Consider the following 16,879-nt stretch of genomic DNA (forward strand, 5'->3'; position numbering starts at 1 on the left):
AAAGAAATCAGCAGTGGAACACACTACGTTCCCTACCGCTTTATCATTTTCAGGCTTAAATATTTTTAAAATTTTGTGAGGAATCCGCTTAAAAAAACTCATATCTTCAAAAAAAATGACAAAATTTAAATTTTTGAATAACATCATTTTTTAGTAAATGTTATAATTTCTTTATAATACAAATATCGAAAGAAGGCGACTGACTTTGAAAAAATTATGTTCATTAATTGTAGTAGCATTAGTTTGTATCATTGCATTATCAGCTTGTGGTAAAGAACAAACCAAAACATATGAAGGTGATGTTAGTGGTAAACATGTACTAACTTCTATCACATATAAAGATGATAAAGTTTTAAAACAGTCTACAATCAACACAATTAAATATGACGATCTAGGTATGGATAAAGACGAAGCCAAAAAGTTATTCGCCAAATCTGAAAGTATTTTCAAAGACCTTAAAGGCGTAAAATACAAAGTAGACTATAAAGATAAAAAAGCAATTGAACACTTAGACATAGATTACACAGAAGTTGACATGAAAAAATTAAATAAACGTCTTGGTGTTTCAACTAAAGAAAATAAAGATATTAGTTTTGAAAAACTTGAAAAGCAATTAAAGCACAGAGGCTTAAAAGAAAAAGATAAAATGGACGACAAATAGTTTATAACATAAAAATGCCCTCAGATAAGACTAAGGTTACAAACCTTAACTCATATTCTGAGGGCTTTAATATTTGAAATTCTTGTGTGACCAGCATCCACTACTAATATAAAATTATTTGCAGTAACGCTAAAATCCGCTGCTTTCATTTTCCCGAAATAATTAAGTTAACTAATGAGTTTTAATTTATAATCATGTATCGTTTGTAACTCACCATCGACTTTTCGATATACAATATGATCAGCAGTAATTTCTGTAGGACTGGATACGCCAACAGCTGCTGCAATATTGAATAAGCCTTCATGCAAACTTGTTACATAGTTTGTGACACGATATTGCTTTTCTCCAACAATCAATGCTTTTTCTTTTTTCGCATCTGTCGTTGCAACACCTACAGGACATGTATTCATATGGCATTGTTGACTCATAATACAACCGACACTAATCATCATGCCACGTGCGATATTTACAAAATCTGCACCTAAACCTAGTGCAATCGCAATTTTATCTGGTGTCACTAACTTACCAGATGCCGCCAATTTCACTTTATCTCGAATACCATATTTTTCTAACATGCCAGACACAATAGGTAGAGCTGTAAATAGCGGTAAGCCAACACCATCTTGTAATTCTTGGAATGTTGCACCAGTACCACCTTCACCACCATCAATCGTAATAAAGCTTGGATACTTATCTAATTCCACCATCGTACGTACAAGTGTTTCAATTTCTGAAACTTTGCTTACTACAATTTTGAATCCTACTGGTTTTTGACCTAATTGCTGCAACTGATCGACGAAACGAATCAAATCTTCAGCATTATGAATAAATTCGTAACGGTTAGGTGAATTGATCGTTTTATAAGGTTCAACATTTCGGATTTTAGCAATTTCTTCGTTTACCTTTTCAGCTTCCATATGACCACCACGAGTCTTAGCACCTTGTGCCAACTTCAGCTCAAATGCGCGTACATTAGATAACTGTGCAACCTCTTTAAATAAATCTTCACTAAAATTACCTTCTTTATCACGAACACCAAATAAACCGGGACCAATTTGGAAAATGATATCCCCATTACCTTTTAAATGATATTCTGATAAGCCACCTTCACCTGTATTCATCCAAGTGCCCGCTTTAGCTAGACCTTTAGATAAAGCTGTAATGGCATTTTTTCCTAAGGCTCCATAACTCATACCAGATTGTCCTACGATACGTTTTAAAATAAATGGATGTTTTAAATGTTCACCTAATTTTATTGCATGGTCATCACTTAAGTAATACGGATCAATCTTTGTCGGCACACGATATTCTTCACGACTAAATAAACGCTCATTCGCGATTTTATAAATGAATGTTGATAACAATGTTGTATTATCTACTGAAATCTCATTACGTTGCATCGGAAACATTGTGTTCTGTATGTAAAAGCCGTCTTGATAATCTTTAGTAGTACCGAAGCTGGTCATACGAGAGTTATATTTTCCAGCCAAAACGATATTTTTATAATCATTACGTGAAAAAGGTTTCCCTTCATTATCCCCAGAAAATAAATACTGACGTAATTCCGGTCCCATTTTTTCTGAAATATATCTAATACGTGCTAGTAAAGGATAATTCCTTAATACACTATGTTGTGATTGTCTTTTATCTTTAATTAACCAAATAAGCCCGATAACAATAACCGTAAGCAGGAAGCCTACAACGATAATGTTAACTATAAATTGCATGACTGTAAGAAACGTCATTACAATACCTCCCCCCAAAATTTCAATTCAATATTTATGATACACCTTACAAAACAAAACACAATGGAAGCGCTTCATTTTATAAAACAATTTTATGATATGTTTTTCATTTTAAATTTTAATGTATAAAACATACAATACAAAGTAATATGTGCTAAAGTATCTATATAATACAACTATTTAAGAGGTATACTATGTCAAATACAAATAAACATTACATAGAAGAAGAATACGCTACTGAACAATCGCGTTTTTTCAAACGTGATATTGGATTTATTTTCCTTTATATATTTTTGGTTAACATCTTGCCAATCATTATCGTCTTTTTAACTTTTGGGTTAGTAGCTGTATTCACTCAACAAGCCCCATGGGGTTTCTCTTTTCCTATTTCAATGAACATTAGCTATTTACTCGCAGTTATTCTTTCATTAGCTATTTTTCGTCGGATGCATGAAGATGCGTTTATTCCAATGATACGTTCGCAAATCATTGCCAGCACCAAATATAAATGGCATATTCTTATATCATTTACATTAAGTATCGTACTCTTTTTACTTTTAAATTATTTCGATATTTTCGCACTAAATGTAGATGCCTTTACTGTCTTTGACATTTACCCGCTCATTAGAGATTATGGTTCCATCAGTTTAATAGTAATGTTGTGGTTAACCATTATATTAAATACTTTAATTTGTCAACTTATTTTCCGTCATATTTTAATTCAAGAATTAAGCAGAATCATGCCTTTAAAGATTACAATAGTATTGTCCATTATCCTTGAAACTCTGTTCTACTATCCATACATTGATACATGGTGGGAATTCATTCCAGCATTGATACTAGCTAGTAGTGCGACTTACTTATATTTAAAGTCAAACCGTAATTTTATGGTGAGCTATTTCTATCAATTAGCAGTTATACTCGTTTTGCATATTTTCATGTAAAATTTTTCAGAGTATTATCCATTATCCATACACATCAAAAAGCACACTTAAAAGTCAGTATCACAACTCACTTTTAAGCGTGCTTTATTTAGATATACTGTCGTTCTAAAAACGAGCCATATAGAATGTTTCATGTCCTAGCATGAAGCACATGAATCGCCATGCTCAATATACCTTTTAAAATTTAAATATTCATTAACTTAATATGCTTTAATTCACTTCATTAAAGACTACTCGCTGGACGTGGTGTTGGCTTTTTCAAGAAACTCATAATCATTATTACAATGACTAACATACCACAAATTAGATACATCCATTTAAATCCTACTAAATCGGAAATAGGTCCCATCAATGCGCCACCTAACGATATACCTAAGTCTGCACAGGCAATAAATAAACCTAACAACATATTACGACCTACTTTTGGTAAGACGAAGCTTAAGTATGATGTTAATGTTGGGTACACCATTGCTTGTGTCATTCCTATTAATATTGCACTACCATAGAAAATAATTGCACCTACTTGCGGACCAAATGCCACTACAAATGACGCGATCACTAATAATGATAGTACAGATACCATATATTTAGGATGCCACATACCATCTGACGGAATGTATTTCCTTAAGTAAAATCTTGCCACAACAACTGCGATGGCCTGTATTGTCAAAAAGATTCCCGCATTCGCGAATCCTAAACTCACTGTGTATAACGGTACAAATGTACTAACTGCACCAAATACAATCGATGCAACAATCATGATAATACCACTGTTCAACAACTCTTTATTTTTGAAAAATTGCGCAAAAACAGTTACAGCGTTAAACGGCATTTTTTCAATCTTATCTGACGTATCGGGTTCCTGTTCAGCAAAGGTCACGCGATAGCCAAAGAATGTTGTTGTTAATGCGATAAAGATAATGACAATTGCAAATAGTGAAATATTATTTGCATTCCAAATACCTACGGCAACTAATGGTCCAATTAAGTTTGGAATCGTTGAAAATAGCGAGTACAATGATACACCTTCAGAACGATGTTCCTCTGGTAATGCATCAATAATACCTAACTGTAAAGACATAGAAAAGAATGCCGTACACACACCTTGCATAACACGTGCTACGAAATAACCTTCTAATCCAGTAAAACCATAAATAATTAAAGCTATGGCATTGATGATCAAAATAATTCTTAATACTTTAATGGGACCGACACGAGCAATAATTTGTCCTGCCCATGGTCGAAACACCATTGCTGTTAACATGTATGCCCCCATAACGATACCGATAACCGTATTCGTTGCGCCTAAATCATGCCCTCGTAACGGTATAAATACGTTTAAGATTGCATTGGCACTAAAGAACATCAATGTTAATATATATAATCTCAAAAAGGGCCAAGCCATTGCACCTTTCATTATCTCACTCCTTAGAATGATAGTTGTTTTTCTATTAATTCTCTTGTATAAGCATTGTCACTTTTATGCAATGCGCTTGTCGGAATTTGTTCTTCTATTTTTCCGTTTTTAAAAATAATTAATTGATCACATAAATACGTGGCAGCTTGAATATCATGTGTGATAAAAATATAACTCAACTGACGCGTTTCACGTAAATGAATCAATAAATCTAATATTTGTGTTTGAATTGACATGTCGAGTGAACTAATGGCTTCATCAAACAAAATATATTTAGGGTTAATACATATTGCACGCGCAATCGCAACACGTTGCGCCTCTCCACCTGATAACATATTAGGATATTTATCCATGTATGCCTTAGATAGACCGACTTCTTCCAACAATGTAATTGCTTGAACTTCCATAACATCTTTAGGTTGTCCATCACATTGACACATCACTTCAAATAAGATTTCTCTAACAGTCTGAAATGGATGTAATGATGACGTATAATCTTGAAATACAGCACCAATTTGATGACGTCTCACTTTCTTCTTATGCATCGGTTGATCATTTAAGGTTACACAACCTTTATCCGGTTTCTCAATACCTAATATCATACGACTCAATGTCGATTTACCGCTACCACTTTCTCCGATAATCGCAATCGTCGCACCGATTGGACACTCAAATGACACACCTTTCACGATAGGTGTTCGACGACGCTTAAAAACATGTGCGCTTTGATATGACTTTTCAACATCTTTAATTTTAATCATGTACATCACCCCTCATCACATGTTTAAAATGATCATTAATCTTCTTCTTCGTTGATAATAAATACTTCGTATAAACATGTTCTGGATGATGCAAGACTGATTCACGTGTCCCTTGTTCAATAAGCTGACCATTTTTCATCACAACAACACGGTCTGCAATCTTGTTAATAACCGTTAAATCATGTGAAATGAAAATCATCGCACAGTCAAAGTGTTTTTTAATATCTATAAATGCTTCCAGTACATCATATTGTGTAATTGTATCTAAAGCCGTTGTCGGCTCATCAGCAATGATTAACTTTGGTTTCAAAGCTAACGCTAAAGCAATCATCAATCGCTGTAACATTCCTCCTGATAACATGTAAGGGTATGATTTTAATATACGTTTAGAATCTTTCAAACTTAAATAATCCATATATTCAATCAATGTCTTTTCAATTTCTTGTGTAGACATTGACGTATGTACTTTCATAGTCTCAAACATTTGTTTACCGACAGTAGTTGATGGGTCAAAGGCACGACTACCTTGTTGCATGACCATCGCAATGTCTTTACCACGGTACTTTTTCAATTGCGATTCAGATAATGACAACATTGATGTACCATCAAAGATAATTTCACCTGTCACCCCGAGTCGTTCGGGATTCAAACCAATAATCGATTTACAAGTGATTGATTTACCGCTACCACTTTCTCCAATAACGCCTAAAGTTTCACCCTTAGTTAATGTAAAATTCACATCACTCACGAGTGGTTGATCTGTCCAGGTATCTGTAATCGTCAAATGTTTAACTGTTAACAATGTCATGATTGCACCACTCCTTTTTTCACAGAACGAAGTTTATCTTTAGAAGAGATGCGGGGATCAATAGCAATTTGTAAAGCATCGGATAAGAAGTTAAATGCCATCACTATAATCACTATGGCAATACCTGGCGCAAACATCATTTCAGGATGTGTAAACATCACTTTTCTAGCTTCGTTAAGCATCATGCCCCACTCTGCAGTAGGCGCTTTGACACCTAATCCTAAAAATGAAAAGCCAGATATTTGCAAGATCATTGAACACATCGAACTACTAGAGATGATAGCAATATCTGCTAATGTTAACGGCATAATATGTTTGTGAATAATTTTCATATCATTCATACCGATTGTTTTAGCAAATCTTACATGGTCAGAAGCAGTGTACTGCATAACACTTGTACGTATAACACGACAGAACCATGCCCAACGCGTCAAAATAAATGCCATGATAATATTTTCGGCACCCATACCAAACAATGCAATTAATGCTAACGTTACAACATAACTTGGGAATGCCAACATAACATCACACGCACGCATGATTAAGGCGTCAACAAACCCTTGGAAATATCCTGATAAGAATCCTAAAATAGATCCAATAAGTACAGAAACAAATAGCGCAACAAAGACATATAACAAACTTGGTCTAATCGCATAAATTAACCTAGTTAAAATATCTCTACCTAAATGGTCAGTACCTAGTAGATGTTGAAAACTCATGCCAGCAAATTTGTTTGCTGTATCGATATGGTTAGGATCATAAAATGTCACAAGTGGTGCTGCTAATCCTAAAAAGACATATAATACAATAATGCCTAAAGCAATTACTGCACCTTTATCTTGTAATAATCGTTTTAAAATTATCATCGTGCGCCCTCCCTTAATCTTGGATTTAATAGCGCATTAATGATATCTGCTAATGTATTAAATACAATAAATAATACCGCTACAATTAATACATATGCTTGAATAACTGGAAAATCGTGTTCAAGTATTGCTTTTAAACTTAATTGACCTAGTCCAGGCCATGCAAAGATATACTCGATAACAACTAGTCCACCCATTATCATTGGTATAGACATACAAAAGATTGATACCGCAACTTGTAAAGCATTACGCAACACATGCAACATTAATGTGATAGATTTCACACCGCTTGCTCTTAAATAAAGTACATAATCTTCATTTAATTGTTCCACCATCGAGCGTCTAACATTTCTAAAGTAAATACCAGCATAGGCAATCGTAATAACGATCACTGGCAATATGTAACTTTCTGGACCTGTTAATCCAGAAGTCGGCAATATGTTTAACTTCACTGAAACGTAAATAATAAGTATTGAAGCTATCCAATATGATGGTAATGCAGTTAGAAAGAAAGCCACTGAACGTATCGCACGATCAGTGAACTTTCCTCTTTTTAATGCACTAACTACACCTAAAATAATTGATGTAATCATCACCATAACACTTGAAATTATTGTTAATTTCAATGTATTCATAAATGCTGGACCAATGCGTTCAGCAACAGGATCACCTGTAATGTAGCTTGTACCAAAATTAAATTGCATCGCTTCAAGTAACCAATTTTTATATTGAATTAATAATGGATCATTGAAACCGTACTTCTCATTCGTTTCTGCAATCAACTCTGGTGTTACATTTGGCGTCCCTTGTGCATGTAAAATTGTCACAGCTGGATTCTCATTTGTAATATACGTCAATAGAAATGTCATAAAACTTACTACAATCACTAATGGAAACATGAGCGCAATACGTTTTAAGATAAATTTGAACATCTAATTGCTCCTTTATTTATACTGCATTTCATTGAATGGTAATTCATACTGTGATTGTGTGAATGATACTTTTTCTAAATCTTTCGGCGCAACAACTGTCATACTACCGTGTGAAATAGGGATAAAGATACCTTCATCATCAATTTGTTTCAAAATGTTTTTATAAGCGCCTGAACGCTCTTTACCGTTTTGGATTTTAAATGCGTCATCAATGCTGTTGTATATTTTATCTTTGTTCTCAATGCCTGATGTTGCACTTTCATAACCATTTTTCGCTTTAAATGCTGCAATAGTACTTTGTGGATCGTACAATAATCCCCAAGTTTGGTTGAACATTAAGTCATAATCACCAGAAGTACGACGTTCAGCAATTTTATCTGATGTTTCGCCATTGATGTTTAACTTAATGCCCATTTTCTTAAATTCTGCTTGTAAGTATTCTGCTTGTTCTTTCTGACTTGAAGAACCTTTGTCATAGTACATTGCCATTTCAAGGTTTTTACCATCTTTTTGACGAACATCGCTGTCTTTACCTTTCTTCCAACCAGCTTCATCTAATAATGATTCTGCTTTTTTAAGGTCATACTTACGTGTTGGCATATCGAAATTAATGTCTGTTACATTTTTCGCAAATAATTGAGTTGCTGGTTTTTCTTGACCATCTAAAATTTCTTTGGCAATTTTATCTCTGTTTACCATATGACCAATCGCTTGTCTGACTGTTTTGTCACTGACAGCGTTATCTTTTTTACCAGAATTGACAACTAACATTTTCGTATTCATAGGTTGACTACGCTTAACTTGATAGTCACCTGTATCTTTCAATTGTTTTAAAGAGTCTTTGTCTAAGCTATCCGTACCTCTATCATCTGTGAAGGCAAAGTTCGTTTCACCTTTTTTCATTGATAGGAATGCTGTTTCACCAGCAGGCATTACTTTTGCTTGTACTTTGTTAAGTTTAGACTTTTCGCCCCAGTATTGATCATTTTTGTTAAAGTCTGCAGACTCATCTTTTTTGTGTTCACCTAATTTAAATGGACCAGTACCATCGAACTTTTTAACGCCATCTTTTGTTGTACCGTTTTTAAAGTCTTTTGGAGACACAAATACATATGGACGAGGCATCGCTAATTCAGCCAATGCAGGTTGATATGCTTCTTTCAAATTCAATTCAACCGTGTACTTATCTTTAACTTTAACATTGTCAATTAATGTTGAAATCTTTAACCAAGAATGCAATTTTTTATTTTGTTGAACCGCATCAATATTTTTCTTAACTGCGTCAGCATCAAATGGTGTACCATCATGGAATTTAACGTCATCTCTCAAATGGAATGTATATGTCTTCCCATCTTCAGACACATCCCATTTTTTAGCTAGTAAAGGCTTAATTCCATCTTTCGTGTTACGTACAAGCGGCTCGTATATCATACTTTCAGCAGACATCGATCCACCGTAAACATGCGGATTCATATCACCGATATCTTTAACCGTCGTATACGTTAATTGCTTGTTTTCTTTTTTCTCCTCTAAACCTTTATTACCGCCACAACCAGTTAAAATTAGCCCTGATGCAAGTAACATTGCACTCATTTTAGTTAGTTTTCTCATTTGCTTTTCCTCTTTCTAAATTGATAAGTTGCATTACTTAATCAAATCGTAATGATTATTTTTCTCAATTATTTGCTTATTTTTATGTAAATGTCAAACATAATTCAATAATTTTTTTCTATTATAAAACTTCAAACCCTTATTGTGAAAGCGTTCTATTGATTTCCAAAAATTTTGTGACGAGTGCTTTATCTCCTTCAAATAGATTTGTATTAAATTGAGAAGATAAGTGTTGATCTTGATGCATATCCTTGTACGCCTGGCAACTTGCTTCATAGCGAGTTAGGAACTGATCAATCATTGGCGTTTTGATACCTAGCATTTTCCCAATATGCTGAATCATCGCCGTTCTGTAATAATCTTCACTTGGCATTCTTGGAATTTGAACAACATCCTGTTCATTTTTATAGACTTGCTTAAATGGTACAGCTGAAAAATCAAAGTAATGTCCGTTTTCGTCTGGCTGTGAAAATGGATCAATGAGGATTGCGGTATATCTTACATAAAGCAGATATTCTTGTAAGATATCTGGCAAGATTTCGAAATGCTCAATATCACCTTCATCCAAAGTTTCAGGACGTACTGGATAATTTTCCTTCACCATAAATTGAAGCAGGTTGACTGACGGCACTCTAAATGCTTGTAAAATAGCCATCATTTCCTTCCACATTAAACGCATTTCACGGATTAGTGTCATCGTTATCGGTCCTTCAGGAAATAACTTATACACATAAACCGGTACATCCGTCCCTTCGAAAATGGCTTTCAATGAAAAGTCATTCATAAATAGTGGTGGGTGCACATAAAGCGAACTGTTTCGCGTTTCAGCGTGCAGTGGCGATTCAACGACTTCTAATTGAATTTTCAATTGCTCAGCTAAAGCAGAGATTCGTTGACACATTGTTGAGTTTGAATGTGTCGATCCCATGTACAATTTCTTTTTTACACCTGTTGTCAACACATGATTAGGCGCTTCTTTATCAACAATACGTGTATCGCCAAGATAAGTTGAAAATGAAATCACTTCGATATCCTGACTGAACTTAGACATAAATTGTTCCACAATCATTTGCGATCCAAATGTCGGTGAAATTAAAATGACATGTTTGACACTTTGCAAAGTTTCTAACGACAATTGCTGTAGTGTGTCATAATAAGCATCTGCTGTGCATGCCATGACAACCGTTTCGTATTCACCCTTAACGTTTTTAACATCTTTATACAAACGATTAATTTCAAACTTACCTTCCAGATGTTGATGCGCCTCGTTTTGTATTTTGACTTCAAATTGTTTCTCTTTTTTATACGCTTGATATAAGCGTTTTGATTTTTCTGATGTTGAGGCACGTCCAACCATATCAATCTCATAATCTGATTTTAAATAGCAAATATTCGCTAATTGGATTGCGACCGGACCAGTGCCTATCATTAATAATTTAGACATCCGTAATACCTACCTTTATAGCTGCTTTTTTATAAAGTGCTATATCAAAAATTTGCTGTGGTCTCATATGTTTATTCACACATTGCCACTTATCTTCCGCTGTTTCTTGTGACGGATAATTAAATATTGCTTTGATGCCATCACCAAAGCGCATTGCAACTACGACATTTTCATTTGTTAAATCATATAATTCTTCTAAAATGCTGTACTTTAAAGGAATTGTCGAGCTGAATATGATATGCGTCACATCTTTGATATCTTTAAGTTCAGATACCTTTTGATCCGTAATTGTTATATCTTCGTTTGGTGCTAAGACGTTAACGATTCTGCGCCCTAGGTCAACGGCTTGTGGATCAATATCAATACCGATAACTGAAGCACCTGTTTCTTTTGCTACTTGAATTAACGTCATTGGATATGCACCTGAACCAACTAACAATAATTTGTCATTGCTAGCTATACTACATTGTCCAAACTCTTCATCAATACAATGTTCTATATTGTCAAAGTAACCTGTGGTAGACGCCTGTCCGTCTAATAGACGTCTCGCTCTAATGACTTCCACTTGTTTAACACACTGCGCTGTAATATATTGCAGTGATTTTATTAATTGTGCTTTTTCTTCAACGTCACGCCAAGCATTAAATTGTTGTTCATAAATAGGATTTAAAATAAATTCACTATAGTCATCCATCAATGTTTCTAATGCTTCGATATATTGATCGTCTTGTAATACACGCTCGTAATGCGCTTCAAACTTTTCTAAATATTGTTGTAATATCAATTTGATTTCATTATTAAAGTTATTCATTGTAGGCTCCTTATTCTATATATGCTTTTCCTGTAGCTACAGTTGTAACCTGTCCTTTAATTGAAGTTTGATATCCCAATTGATGACATCGCTTTGATGTCACTAAAATACTGCCCCCTGGCTGATGTACTGTAAAATCTTTGCATGCGTCATTACGTTGATAATTATTAAAAACCCCAATTGATGCTGTACCAGAACCACAGCTATTTTCCCAAATTAAACTTTGGATTTCTGGTATATAGATTAATGGCTGTAAAAATTGACGTTGTTCATCAAAAAGCATCATACCTACTGTTTTATATTTGTGATTCCATTGTTGCTCACGCACAAACGCTTCAACCAAATGTTGAATTTCTGTTGTTACTTGTTTAACTGGAATCACATAATGTACATATGTTTCATAAATAATTTCTATTGCTTTCCATGAATGATTACCCATATTAATTGTTGTTGGCACAACACGATGGGCTTGTGGCATTTGAACTTCATAGTATTGGCAATCATGAATTGCGCATTGCACTAAATCCGAACAGCCAGACACCTTCACCTTAAACTGTTGATCTTTAAGCAAATGACTTTCTTGCAAATGATGTATATATGACATCGTCGCATTACCGCAAAATTCATTACCGCTCATAACTAAGTGAAAATCATTGCCATCATCATTTTGTGTTGATTCTATAAAGCCTACCTGTTCACAACATACATGTGTTGCGGCCATCAACTGATTGGCGATAGATGCATATTCACTAGCATCATGTTTTGAATGAACAAGTATCGTCATATTCCCCGAAGGATTATACTTAGAAAATTCTATAACCTGCCGATTCATACGACACTCCTTTAGATGTATTTTTAGAGCCTCTGTAATTTTAATTACTAGAGGCTCTTATGCAGTTGTTGCGAAGCAAGCAACTGTATTCCTCTAAAACTGTAATTTTTAGAAGATGAACCTAATAGTTTCCCATCTATTAGGTAAGTCATGCTAACCCGCAAAGTGGAAAGCATGACTTAGTAATCGGTTGTTGTATCAACATGCAACCGTAAACCTTATTTAAAGTTGCTTCTTGTGGCTCTACAAGCGAATGCAGTTGTCCGTTAACTACATTCACTTAGATGCTTTTACTGTTTTCACCTCAACTAAAACTTCAAAAAAGTTGCAGAAAACAAATCGTAACTATTACGATTTGATTATATACTATATTAGTTGAGAATCATTGTCAATAAAGGTTGTAAATGAATGCACATTTATATTTTGATAATCCTTCCATAAACTTCGTATTCTCAGCACATTCAAGTCTTTTTGAAAATTTTTATCAATAATTGAGTAGAAGTTCCGTTCTCGTCAGTTCAAAATTTTACGTAAGTTGTCTCTGCGTATTGCTTTAGTGAGAATAACCCACACTTGTGGAAACGTCCTTTTGTTAATCTACAATGGATACCCTTGTCTTTCGCTAACATTTCCTATTACCAATCCTGTAACGGATTTTCATCGTCAAGTTGTTGCCCATACAATACGCACCAAAAAAAGCTTTGTACAATTTCGTACAAAGCTTTAAAAATTTAAATAAAAATATCATTGTTTTAATGAACTAGCCATATCAGATTTTATTTCGTTTGCTAATACTTGTAATTCAGGGAAGTAATTATTAGCAAAGCCAATTATTATTTTATTTTTTACAAACGTGTTAATCTCTCGATCTTCTGGAATCGTATTTTCTATTAAATTCAAAAGCTCACTATGACTTATGTTCTCTATACTTACTGTATTTAAATATTTTAAAATCGCAAGATACAATTCATCAAATACTTCATGTTCAAAATCAAAGTCCAATAATAATAAACTAACGGAATTAGTTTCTAACTGATTATCTCCAATTTTATCTGCAAGCTCTCGTATAGCTTGATATAATAATCTAAAACTTTCTTTTTCATTTAACATAAAATTCTCCTTAACTTATTAAAATAGACAATATACAGCTTATTCTATAGATACTCCTAAAGTTTGAACTCGAGATTCTGATAAATTAGATGCACGACCTACAATACGTTAAAACAAGCTTTAAGCAATACACTTCAAATGAACAATATGTGATTTTCAAAGATTAATTAATCTCCGCTTTAAATGTCTGTCATTGCGACAATATACATACATTGCCTACTTCATGCCAAATTATTTTCCACTGGATATCGATTTTAAATAATTATTCCAATGTCTGCTTCCACGAATCATCACTTAACATCTCGCCAGGCCATGTGTAAGCCATCACACCACCATCAATTCGAATCGTCTCTCCAGTTATGAATGAACTGTCGTCAGATGCTAAGAAGACTACTAATTTAGCAACTTCTTCTGGTTTACCTAAACGTCCCAGCGGAGTCATCCATTTTTGATTTTCTCTAAATGTTTTACCTGCATCATCCTCACTCGTACCTGTCAGTTTATCTACTAACGGGGTTTCAATTGTACCTGGTGCAATTGCATTGGCTCGAATGCCCTCGCGGCCATACTCAATTGCGATTGATTTTGTAAAATTAATCACTGCACCTTTCGCAGCATTATATCCAGAGCGATACAAGTCTGCTGCTTGTCCGGAAAATGAAGACGTATTAACAATAGAGCCACCTTGATTCATCATTAAAGGTAACATCATTTTCGTCATTAAAAATGTCCCACGCATATCTACATTCATAATCTTGTCATACACATCTATTGGATACTCATGAATTCTATCAGCCGCATTATCCACACCGGCATTATTAAACAACACATCGATTCTTCCAAACTGTTCCTTTATGTCAGACACAAAGTCTACCACTTGTTGTTCGCTTGCAATATCCACATTATACGCCTTCGCATTGTCACCATTACTTTTAATTTTATCGACAGTCTCCGATACCGCTTCAGCTATGTCTACCGCCAATACATACGCACCTTATTGAGCTAAAGCGATTGCAGAAGCTTGACCGATACCTGTACTTGTTCCTGTTACGACTGCTACTTTATTTTCCAAACGTTTCATTCAGTCACTCCTATACAACATATCTTAAACTTACAGTCCTTATTTTCCACTGTTCGATGCTTCATAAACCTAATAGATAAGTCTTCAGGCAGTCTTAACTACTCTGCTATACACTTTCTATTGAATAACTCAAAATATTTAACAATATTAGTTTTTTATTTTCTGAAAATTGTTACTTTTGAGAGTATTTTTTGTTACACTTTAAATATTTAACAAAGGGGGGAATAATTGATGACATCAAAACATCAACAAAAGGGGTCTATCGTCAATCGTTTCTTGAATAGTGTTGAAAAAATCGGAAATAAATTGCCAGATCCTAGCGTCTTATTCTTTTTAATGTGTGTGGGCTTAGCCATTATGACATGGGTTATCTCATTATTTAATGTATCTGTTAAGCATCCAGGTACGCATCAAACCATTTATATTAAAAATATAATTAGCCATGATGGATTTACGATGATAATGAATGATACGATTAAAAATTTCTCAGAGTTCCCAGCATTAGGCTTAGTACTAGCAGTGATGATTGGTATTGGTGTTGCAGAGAAAACAGGATACTTCGATAAGTTAATGATTTCTGTTGTGAATCGCGCACCACGTTTCTTAATTTTACCGACTATTATATTAATTGGTATTTTAGGTAGTACAGCCGGCGATGCTGCGACAATTATCTTGCCGCCGCTTGCAGCAATGCTTTTTATTAAAATTGGCTATCACCCTATCGCTGGACTAACGATGGCATATGCTTCCGCTGTTGGAGGATTTGCAGCAAATATAGTTGTTGGTATGCAAGATGCTTTGGTCTATTCATTTACAGAACCGGCAACACGTATCGTTTCAGATTCTATTAAAACAAACGTTGCTATGAACTGGTACTTTATCGCAGCGAGTGTCGTTGTATTACTTCCTACGATATTGCTAGTTACAACTAAGCTCATTATTCCTAGATTAGGAAAATATGATGACAGTTTAATGCATGATGACCATGAAGAAACATCTTCACATATTACTGACAAAGAAGCACATGCTTTAAAATGGGCAAATATCAGTTTCATAGTCACAATTATTTTATTAATTATTACAGCCATTCCTGAACATAGCTTTTTAAGAAATGCTAAAACAGGCAGCTTACTAGACGATGCGCCATTAATTAACGGTGTCGGATTAATTATTCTTGTCGTATTTTTAGTACCTGGATTAGTTTATGGGATTTTAAGCAAAGAAATTAAAAATACAAAAGACTTAGGTAAAATGTTCGGCGATGCTGTAGGATCAATGGGAACATTTATCGTTATTGTGTTTTTTGCAGCACAGCTACTTGCGTATTTAAAGTGGAGTAATTTAGGAATTATCGCTGCTGTTAAAGGTGCCAAATTATTAGAACATCAAAACGGCATTGTATTGATACTAGGTATTATTGTACTAAGTGCAATGGTCAACATGTTAATCGGAAGCGCATCGGCTAAATGGGGTATTTTAGGACCGATATTCGTACCAATGTTAATCCTTATCGGCTTTCATCCCGCATTCACACAAGTCATTTACCGTGTAGGCGATTCAATTACCAATCCAATTACACCGATGATGCCGTACTTACCTTTATTATTAACTTATGCACAAAAATACGATAAACGCATGAAACTCGGAGCCTTACTTTCTAGTTTAATGCCGTATTCAATCGCGCTAAGTATTGTGTGGACAGTATTTGTCATCATTTGGTTCCTATTAGGTATTCCTGTTGGACCAGGTGGACCGATATTCGTTAAATAACAGTATTCAAAGGGATAAATTAAAATGCCACTATACAAGATTTGACCTGTATAGTGGCATGATTTGTTATGATATAGCGTTCGAGA

At 34.4% G+C, this 16,879-nt stretch carries 14 protein-coding genes and 1 pseudogene; 3 read left to right on the plus strand and 12 right to left on the minus strand.

Annotation, left to right across the window (positions count from 1 at the left end):
* Positions 1-205: 205 nt before the first annotated feature.
* Positions 206-661 carry a YehR family lipoprotein gene (locus IDG63_RS00910; RefSeq protein WP_000732082.1) on the plus strand — a complete coding sequence of 152 codons (456 nt, stop codon included), beginning with the start codon at positions 206-208 and terminating at the stop codon, positions 659-661.
* Between the two features lie 167 nt (positions 662-828).
* On the opposite strand, the gene IDG63_RS00915 is transcribed toward IDG63_RS00910, so the two are convergent.
* On the minus strand, positions 829-2,406 hold the full coding sequence (locus IDG63_RS00915) for an FMN-binding glutamate synthase family protein (RefSeq protein WP_000143491.1): 1,578 nt from the start codon (positions 2,404-2,406) through the stop codon (positions 829-831).
* Positions 2,407-2,600: 194 nt separating this feature from the next.
* On the opposite strand from IDG63_RS00915, the gene lnsB reads away from it, so the two are divergent.
* Complete coding sequence (gene lnsB, locus IDG63_RS00920; RefSeq protein WP_000072464.1) at positions 2,601-3,350, plus strand: CPBP family lipoprotein N-acylation protein LnsB; 750 nt, start codon at positions 2,601-2,603, stop codon at positions 3,348-3,350.
* Positions 3,351-3,573: 223 nt separating this feature from the next.
* Here lnsB and cntE read toward each other — a convergent pair whose 3' ends face one another.
* From cntE to IDG63_RS00975, 11 genes and pseudogenes are all read right to left on the minus strand, one after another.
* Entirely contained in the window at positions 3,574-4,767 is a 1,194-nt protein-coding gene (gene cntE, locus IDG63_RS00925) for a staphylopine family metallophore export MFS transporter CntE (protein ID WP_000675406.1), read from the minus strand.
* An 11-nt stretch (positions 4,768-4,778) separates the two neighbouring features.
* Positions 4,779-5,528 carry an ABC transporter ATP-binding protein gene (locus IDG63_RS00930; protein WP_000590515.1) on the minus strand — a complete coding sequence of 250 codons (750 nt, stop codon included), beginning with the start codon at positions 5,526-5,528 and terminating at the stop codon, positions 4,779-4,781.
* A complete protein-coding gene (gene cntD, locus IDG63_RS00935) occupies positions 5,521-6,336 on the minus strand; it encodes a staphylopine uptake ABC transporter ATP-binding protein CntD (RefSeq protein ID WP_000173870.1) in 816 nt (271 codons plus the stop codon). The genes IDG63_RS00930 and cntD overlap by 8 nt, the downstream gene beginning before the upstream one ends.
* Positions 6,333-7,202: a staphylopine uptake ABC transporter permease subunit CntC gene (cntC, locus tag IDG63_RS00940; RefSeq protein WP_000584765.1), complete on the minus strand. Its 870-nt coding sequence runs from the start codon at positions 7,200-7,202 to the stop codon at positions 6,333-6,335. The genes cntD and cntC overlap by 4 nt, the downstream gene beginning before the upstream one ends.
* Positions 7,199-8,134: a nickel/cobalt ABC transporter permease gene (gene opp1B, locus IDG63_RS00945; RefSeq protein WP_000472246.1), complete on the minus strand. Its 936-nt coding sequence runs from the start codon at positions 8,132-8,134 to the stop codon at positions 7,199-7,201. Before opp1B ends, cntC begins: the two co-directional genes overlap by 4 nt.
* A gap of 12 nt (positions 8,135-8,146) precedes the next feature.
* On the minus strand, positions 8,147-9,745 hold the full coding sequence (gene cntA / locus IDG63_RS00950) for a staphylopine-dependent metal ABC transporter substrate-binding lipoprotein CntA (protein WP_001229084.1): 1,599 nt from the start codon (positions 9,743-9,745) through the stop codon (positions 8,147-8,149).
* Positions 9,746-9,884: 139 nt separating this feature from the next.
* Positions 9,885-11,189, minus strand: a complete 1,305-nt coding sequence (cntM, locus tag IDG63_RS00955) for a staphylopine dehydrogenase CntM (protein ID WP_000040587.1) — start codon at positions 11,187-11,189, stop codon at positions 9,885-9,887.
* Positions 11,182-12,000 carry a D-histidine (S)-2-aminobutanoyltransferase CntL gene (gene cntL, locus IDG63_RS00960; protein WP_001058843.1) on the minus strand — a complete coding sequence of 273 codons (819 nt, stop codon included), beginning with the start codon at positions 11,998-12,000 and terminating at the stop codon, positions 11,182-11,184. The genes cntM and cntL overlap by 8 nt, the downstream gene beginning before the upstream one ends.
* Positions 12,001-12,010: 10 nt before the next feature.
* Positions 12,011-12,832, minus strand: a complete 822-nt coding sequence (gene cntK / locus IDG63_RS00965) for a histidine racemase CntK (RefSeq protein ID WP_001081680.1) — start codon at positions 12,830-12,832, stop codon at positions 12,011-12,013.
* A 744-nt stretch (positions 12,833-13,576) separates the two neighbouring features.
* On the minus strand, positions 13,577-13,942 hold the full coding sequence (locus IDG63_RS00970; protein ID WP_000931253.1) for a hypothetical protein: 366 nt from the start codon (positions 13,940-13,942) through the stop codon (positions 13,577-13,579).
* Positions 13,943-14,204: 262 nt separating this feature from the next.
* Positions 14,205-15,023: pseudogene (locus IDG63_RS00975) on the minus strand (SDR family oxidoreductase).
* A gap of 231 nt (positions 15,024-15,254) precedes the next feature.
* On the opposite strand from IDG63_RS00975, the gene IDG63_RS00980 reads away from it, so the two are divergent.
* Entirely contained in the window at positions 15,255-16,793 is a 1,539-nt protein-coding gene (locus IDG63_RS00980) for an AbgT family transporter (RefSeq protein WP_000202037.1), read from the plus strand.
* Positions 16,794-16,879: the final 86 nt, after the last annotated feature.

The sequence above is a fragment of the Staphylococcus sp. EG-SA-14 genome (assembly GCF_017151935.1).
GTDB classification, from domain to species: domain Bacteria; phylum Bacillota; class Bacilli; order Staphylococcales; family Staphylococcaceae; genus Staphylococcus; species Staphylococcus aureus.

Bases quoted from the DNA above. Each gene is read 5' to 3' on its own strand.
- IDG63_RS00915 (WP_000143491.1), bottom strand. From the start codon at position 2,406: ATGACGTTTCTTACAGTCATGCAATTTATAGTTAACATTATCGTTGTA.
- lnsB (WP_000072464.1), top strand. From the start codon at position 2,601: ATGTCAAATACAAATAAACATTACATAGAAGAAGAATACGCTACTGAA.
- cntE (WP_000675406.1), bottom strand. From the start codon at position 4,767: ATGAAAGGTGCAATGGCTTGGCCCTTTTTGAGATTATATATATTAACA.
- IDG63_RS00930 (WP_000590515.1), bottom strand. From the start codon at position 5,528: ATGATTAAAATTAAAGATGTTGAAAAGTCATATCAAAGCGCACATGTT.
- cntD (WP_000173870.1), bottom strand. From the start codon at position 6,336: ATGACATTGTTAACAGTTAAACATTTGACGATTACAGATACCTGGACA.
- cntC (WP_000584765.1), bottom strand. From the start codon at position 7,202: ATGATAATTTTAAAACGATTATTACAAGATAAAGGTGCAGTAATTGCT.
- opp1B (WP_000472246.1), bottom strand. From the start codon at position 8,134: ATGTTCAAATTTATCTTAAAACGTATTGCGCTCATGTTTCCATTAGTG.
- cntA (WP_001229084.1), bottom strand. From the start codon at position 9,745: ATGAGAAAACTAACTAAAATGAGTGCAATGTTACTTGCATCAGGGCTA.
- cntM (WP_000040587.1), bottom strand. From the start codon at position 11,189: ATGTCTAAATTATTAATGATAGGCACTGGTCCGGTCGCAATCCAATTA.
- cntL (WP_001058843.1), bottom strand. From the start codon at position 12,000: ATGAATAACTTTAATAATGAAATCAAATTGATATTACAACAATATTTA.
- cntK (WP_001081680.1), bottom strand. From the start codon at position 12,832: ATGAATCGGCAGGTTATAGAATTTTCTAAGTATAATCCTTCGGGGAAT.
- IDG63_RS00970 (WP_000931253.1), bottom strand. From the start codon at position 13,942: ATGTTAAATGAAAAAGAAAGTTTTAGATTATTATATCAAGCTATACGA.
- IDG63_RS00980 (WP_000202037.1), top strand. From the start codon at position 15,255: ATGACATCAAAACATCAACAAAAGGGGTCTATCGTCAATCGTTTCTTG.